The sequence below is a fragment of the Caldisericum sp. genome, from assembly GCA_022759145.1.
GTDB lineage: Bacteria > Caldisericota > Caldisericia > Caldisericales > Caldisericaceae > Caldisericum.
Genome location: JAEMPV010000158.1, coordinates 1 through 4,745, shown reverse-complemented (window position 1 = coordinate 4,745; position 4,745 = coordinate 1). Strand labels below are relative to the sequence as shown.

At 33.7% G+C, this 4,745-nt stretch carries 4 protein-coding genes and 1 pseudogene; 4 read left to right on the top strand and 1 reads right to left on the bottom strand.

The features are described 5' to 3' along the window. Positions 1-53: 53 nt before the first annotated feature. Positions 54-248 carry a hypothetical protein gene (locus tag JHC30_08335; GenBank protein MCI4464148.1) on the bottom strand — a complete coding sequence of 65 codons (195 nt, stop codon included), beginning with the start codon at positions 246-248 and terminating at the stop codon, positions 54-56. Positions 249-397: 149 nt separating this feature from the next. On the opposite strand from JHC30_08335, the gene JHC30_08330 reads away from it, so the two are divergent. The 4 genes and pseudogenes from JHC30_08330 (at position 398) to JHC30_08315 (ending at position 4,068) form a co-directional block, all read left to right on the top strand. Then, positions 398-916, top strand: coding sequence for a hypothetical protein (locus JHC30_08330; protein MCI4464147.1), 519 nt, complete (start codon positions 398-400; stop codon positions 914-916). A gap of 461 nt (positions 917-1,377) precedes the next feature. Beyond that, positions 1,378-1,659, top strand: a pseudogene (locus JHC30_08325) (transposase). Positions 1,660-1,722: 63 nt separating this feature from the next. Continuing rightward, entirely contained in the window at positions 1,723-3,348 is a 1,626-nt protein-coding gene (locus JHC30_08320) for an AAA family ATPase (protein ID MCI4464146.1), read from the top strand. A 222-nt stretch (positions 3,349-3,570) separates the two neighbouring features. Further along, positions 3,571-4,068 (top strand): tetratricopeptide repeat protein, encoded by a 498-nt coding sequence (locus tag JHC30_08315; GenBank protein ID MCI4464145.1) that lies wholly within the window; start codon positions 3,571-3,573, stop codon positions 4,066-4,068. Positions 4,069-4,745 lie beyond the last annotated feature (677 nt).

The following is a 4,745-nucleotide window of genomic DNA, read 5'->3' as shown; positions in this document are numbered from 1 at the left end:
TTCTTATTGTAGTTTTCTCATTGATGCAACTGATTTCATATTAAAATGTCTTTTTATTTTCTAAATAACCTGATTGTATGTCTTTCGTTTTCTATCTCTTTCTTTCTCTGCTTTAATTCATCTAAATCAACTAACCAGATATTTCCACTTTTCTCTGCCTTTACCTTCCTGGCTTTTACAAGTTGCCATAGGTAAGTCTGATTATAACCTGTCTTTTGAGAGGCCTCTCTTAATGTTACCATCTTCATATTTAACCTCCTACCTATACCATTATATACCTATATAGGTTATGCTTGTCCTTATAAAAACTTGCAAATTTTTCAAAAAAGTACTAAAAATTTTTTGAGTAGTAAACATACTTGATTTAGGCAATATATACAAGGAGGAAAATAATAGTATGGACACAAGAACATATTCATACGTAAGAGAATATGAAGATGTTAATGCTCCTGCTTTTCCAAATTCAAGGTTTGTGCGTATTACGAAGTTTAATGCTGATATGCTCTTTGTACTGATACAAATGATTGAAGCTCTTGATAAAGAGAAAGAAATTAGATACGATGATCTAAAAGAAATTGTAGAACAGAAATGGCTTGAAGATGAACCACATGTTCCTCTTGATGTTTATCCTGTTGTATTTGAAAAAGCATACGAGCATGCATTAGACTTCCATGCAATAAGAGAGGAGATCAGAAACATCGCAGGAGTTGAAACAAAGTATGTTGTCCTTAACAAGCTTCCCTTCTTTGAAGACTTTAAGCAAACTTTGAGGCTTTTCTTGTTTATTTTAAATTGTATTTTGGAAAAAGTGGTACTAAAAAGAACAAGGATGCGAATGGTATTGATAAGTGCGATGAAGCTTGTAATGATTATGGACCAAGTGAAGGTTATTATGATATTGAATGTGAGGAAGTAATTTCGAGTTCGCAAACTTATACTTATCGTAGTAAATAATGGTTTTGCTCACGTTGATACCAATTCCATTTCGCAAGATAGTATTGGTGGTGCTGACTCTGCAACGAATGTGGAAATTTAAGTATCAAATGTTATTGGTGCAACTATTTGTTGCACAGCTGGTATATCCAGCATTGCTGGTGCTTAAGGTGTTATATAACTCTCTATCATAATTATGCTTTAAGACACTAACAAGTTGCAAAAATATGTGAATAACTTAGGAAACATATGAGACTCTCCATATGGAAGGAGAGTAATTAATATGATACACAAAAGATTATTACCTCTTTATAATGAAACCATGGAAAAGATTAATTAGTGGTTCTAATTTTTCTGTACCGCCGAGGTTAAAAACAGATAATGGCTCTGAATTTCTTGGAGAGTTTGATAAATACCTCAAGGAAAAAGGCATAAAGCAAAACTATATGTCCAGGATGTCCACGTATAAATGGATATGTTGAAAGGGCAAACAGAACCCTTCAGGATGAATTCATAAATGAAAACATATTTCTTCTTGCAGATGATATTGATGCATTCAACAGAAAACTTATGGATTACCTCATATGGTACAATACTCAAAGACCTCATAAGAGTTTAGACAATTTGACACCAATTGATTTTCTGTTAAAATATTATCAGGAGTCTCAAATGTATGTAACTTGTGCAGACTATTGGAGAAGTGAAACGGAGATATTATACTCATGAAATTTATCATGCAGAAGGTTCAAGATCCTTTGAAAGTTCAACAGAAAGGAGGAATCTAAATAGATGAATACACAGGAACAAGTCGTTAATGAAGAGAGTAAAGGAGTTAATGAAGAAATTTACCTTTTAATTAAAGCACGCTATCCTATTATTTATATAGTATCTTGGGAAGAAGAGAGAGTTCTTAATGAACTCAGCAAAATTTGCCATAGAGATGGCAAGAATCTTATTATATGGAGCTATTCCTCAGGATTTGTTGATAAGAATAACAAGCCTGTTGGCGAAGGTAGTATAACAGCCCCGGTCGATGCTCTAAATTATGTTATGAGAAATGCAGAAAACAACAGAGTTTATGTTTTCTTAGACTTCCATAATTTTCTAAGGGTAAATTCAAGAATTGACCCAGCTTTTATAATCAGAAAGTTGAGAGATATAGCGAGGATTCTTCCAAACACTACTTCATCTTTAATTATCCTTTCGCCAATTTTAGAATTACCTATGGAATTAGAGAAAGATGTAACTGTTATTGATTATCCTCTGCCCGACTTAAAGGTATTAGATTCAATCCTTAGCGATATTGAAAATAAGTGCAAGTCGAACCCAAACCTTACTATAGACCTTCAGAAAAAAGAAAGAGAAGAATTGTTAAAAGCAGCTCTTGGATTGACATTTTCAGAGGTGAACAACGTTATATCAAAGGCGTTAGTTAAACATGGAAGATTGGATGCTAGCGATATTCCATTAATTTTAGAAGAGAAAAAACAGCTAACAAAAAAAGGAGGATCTCTGGAATATGTTGACGTTGATGTAGATTTAGATGCTGTAGGTGGTCTCGATGTTTTAAAGCAGTGGTTTAAGGAAAGATCATTAGGTTTTACTGAAGAGGCAAGAAGTTTTCCTCTAGAAGTCCCCAAAGGAGTTTTGCTTGTAGGTGTTCCTGGCTGTGGCAAAAGTATGAGTGCAAAGGCACTGGCAAAAGAATGGAACAAACCACTTTTAAGATTTGATATTGGAAGTGTCTTCGGAAAATATCTAGGTGAATCAGAGTTTAATATGCGAAGAGCGATCAAAATTGCAGAGGCTATGGCTCCATGTGTGCTTTGGGTAGATGAAATTGAGAAAGGTTTTTCAGGAGTACAGGCAGGGGAAAGAGATTCCGGTACATCAGCAAGGGTTTTTGGTACATTTTTAACATGGATGCAGGAAAAAAAGAGTGAGGTTTTTGTTTTCGCAACGGCGAATGATATTTCTCATTTGCCCCCTGAATTATTAAGGAAAGGCAGGTTTGATGAGATATTTTTTGTTGATTTACCTACCGAAGGCGAAAGAGAAGAAATCTTTCGTTACCATCTCGGAAAGAGACAAAATAAAGAGACAGGAAGAGTTTTAGAAAACTTCAATATAAAACTTTTAGCAGAAAAGAGCGAGGGTTATAGTGGTGCAGAAATTGAGGCAGCGATTGAATCTGCTCTCTACAGGGTTTTCTTTGAACATAGAGAATTAACAGACCAAGATATTATACAATCTTTAGAGGAAACAAAGCCAATATCTATTATAATGAAGGAGAAAATACAATCATTGAGGGCATGGGCAAAAGATCACGCAAGATACGCATCCTCAAAAATTAGAACAGATAAAGGCGAAGTTATAGATAGATGGGGTTTAGTAAAACCACTAGATAATAAGTGAGTTTATGTGAAAAAAAGTTATAGTAAATTGCCAACTCAAATAAAAGTTCGTATTCAAGAAGATGGTACCATTTTAATCTACGGTCTTTGTGATTACTTCATAGAAGTTGTTTACAAAATAAGTCCTGGCAAGAGAAGCATTAATTATTTGAAACATATCTAAAAGAAAAAAGAGTTAGCAACACAAAAAAGAATTAAAAATTGTAGAGATAAGGAGGTAAGAATGGACAACAGTAGAAAAAGCCGATGGGATATGCTTAAACCAATAACTATACCTCGAGAGAATGAATTAAGAGAAATGATAAGAGTGAACCCAAATGATGCAGAAGCACACTTCAATTTAGGAAGTTTGTTGATGAATCTACAGCGATATGATGAAGCAGAGAAGGAGTTAAGAGAAGCGATAAGGATAGATCCAAGTTTTGCGGAAGCACGCTATAATTTAGAACTTTTAATTAGAGCAAAAACTGAACATGCTATAAAAGTTGAGAATAAGATTCCTGGCTTGGCTGTTCTACTTTCATTTCTCTTTCCAGGTCTTGGACAAATTTACAACGGACAAATCCAGAAGGGGATACGATTCATAATTGCAGGTATAGTGTCTTTAGTCTTAACAGCTGTTGTTATTGGTAATATTCTATACATTATTATTTGGATCATTGGAATGGTTGATGCATACAATACAGACAAAAGGATACATGATACAATCCTCAGACCTTAATTAAAAGAAGATGAAACATAAAAAACCATACTATCTAACTCTATGTTTAACAAATTCAAATTGTTTTTGTGGAAAATTTTAGTATGTTCTATTGCAGACTTTTGAGTTAGTTTAGTGTCTAAATTACTCAAAAACCGCTATACAATCAACTAAAAAAATGACCTCAAAGGTAAAAATATACTATTCACGACCTCTACCTCGTGTCCTGGTGGCGTTTTTGTGCGTTATAGAGGATATTTTTTAGAGAGGTATCAAGCCAATGAGGCATATACCACAACTGTATTAAAACTGCAATTTCACAGTAAAGCTTAATACCATATTCAAGGTCTATTTGTATCATTAGGCCTATTTTCACAGTTAATCCTATTTACACAGTTATGCATGTTACATACAATAAAAACTCGTTTTTCGAAATATTTCAAATGTATTACAGAAGAATTGCAATAGTATTAAAAAAATCTTTCAAATATATTTCAACTGTAATATAAAAGTAATGAGAATGAAGGGGGTTGCATAACTCCCCAAAGGATAAGTTGATATTAAACGAGGAAAAAACCACACTTCTAAAAAACTCTCAAATTTCAACGATAACCTCCTCAAAGGTAAAAAATATACCATTCTGACCTCTACCTCGTGTCTACGACGCGTTTTTGGGCATTACAGAGGGTAATTTTGTT

Bases quoted from the DNA above. Each gene is read 5' to 3' on its own strand.
- JHC30_08330 (MCI4464147.1), top strand. From the start codon at position 398: ATGGACACAAGAACATATTCATACGTAAGAGAATATGAAGATGTTAAT.
- JHC30_08320 (MCI4464146.1), top strand. From the start codon at position 1,723: ATGAATACACAGGAACAAGTCGTTAATGAAGAGAGTAAAGGAGTTAAT.
- JHC30_08335 (MCI4464148.1), bottom strand. From the start codon at position 248: ATGAAGATGGTAACATTAAGAGAGGCCTCTCAAAAGACAGGTTATAAT.
- JHC30_08315 (MCI4464145.1), top strand. From the start codon at position 3,571: ATGGACAACAGTAGAAAAAGCCGATGGGATATGCTTAAACCAATAACT.